Annotated in this window: 1 protein-coding gene and 1 pseudogene; both read right to left on the bottom strand. The window is 54.3% G+C overall.

Annotation, left to right across the window (positions count from 1 at the left end; all coding sequences use genetic code 11):
- Positions 1–290, bottom strand: a pseudogene (locus C7K08_RS16250) (DUF4055 domain-containing protein); the annotation flags it as partial.
- A gap of 364 nt (positions 291–654) precedes the next feature.
- The coding region (locus C7K08_RS14570; protein ID WP_106501184.1) for a PPC domain-containing DNA-binding protein at positions 655–936 on the bottom strand (282 nt) is incomplete at its 5' end.

The following is a 936-nucleotide window of genomic DNA, read 5'->3' as shown; positions in this document are numbered from 1 at the left end:
TCAGTAATTACTGATTGCAGAGAAGCAGGTAATTGATGCCAGTGACTAGAAGCAAGCATCCCAGCAAACGTGCGCAGCGCATCACGAAAAAAACCTGATGGCAAGGCTGCATCAATACGCCTTTTGTATGCCGAATCAGGTTCTCGCTCCCCACGGGGCAGGTAATACTGCTTCTGGTTATTAAGTAAATCCCAACAATCGTGCACTAACTGCAAACGCGGCAGGATTGCTAAAAGGCTTGGATGAATTGAAACCGGAATTTCGTGGGGAGAATCAAAAGGGATGTGCAAGCAGGATCAGCAGGTACCTGCTATTGCCGGTGGGTTGTGGCAAGAACGCCTGAATTAAGCACCAGATTCAATGTTAAAGCAATTAATAGATTTTTACTTGCAGAAAAAGGTCCAGATGCAGTTGGCTTCTAATGATTTGGTATGGATTGATAAATTATTAGAAACGCTAGCAACAAGCTTCCAAGTAACCTTGGCATGGAAGGCATAAAATGCTTCCAAAGTTTGACATCTTTCCTGGCGGCTACTGCGTTAGCTGTTAGTAAAGATGACGTCTCTGACTTCCTGGAGGCGCTGCCTGCGTTCCTGCCGCCGGATTAAGCCAGCCAGCAGCTACTACCGGATTTGCTGGAGACCCTGCGGGCGATCACCGCTCTGGCTGAGCCTTGATCTGCAGCTCGGCGTGGCCGGTGGCCAGATCCAGCTCCCGGCTGAACCGCCAGTCCGGCAGCAGGCCGATCACCATCTCGGCGGTGGTTCGCACCAGCGAGCCGGCGCAGAGGTGGCCGCCGATCACAGCGCCGCTGCTGTCGGCGATGGCGATGTGCAGGTGGGCGCCATCGGGCGAGAGGGTGCCGGCCAGTGAGAGGATTTCCAGGTCACCGCGGATCACGGTGGCCTCGGTCGCCCCCGCGAAGCGCAGCTGGGC

It is taken from the genome of Synechococcus lacustris str. Tous, assembly GCF_003011125.1.
In the GTDB taxonomy this organism is placed as follows: domain Bacteria; phylum Cyanobacteriota; class Cyanobacteriia; order PCC-6307; family Cyanobiaceae; genus Synechococcus_D; species Synechococcus_D lacustris.
Note: the sequence above shows the minus strand (reverse complement) of the source record. Positions and strands in the feature narration are given on the sequence as shown.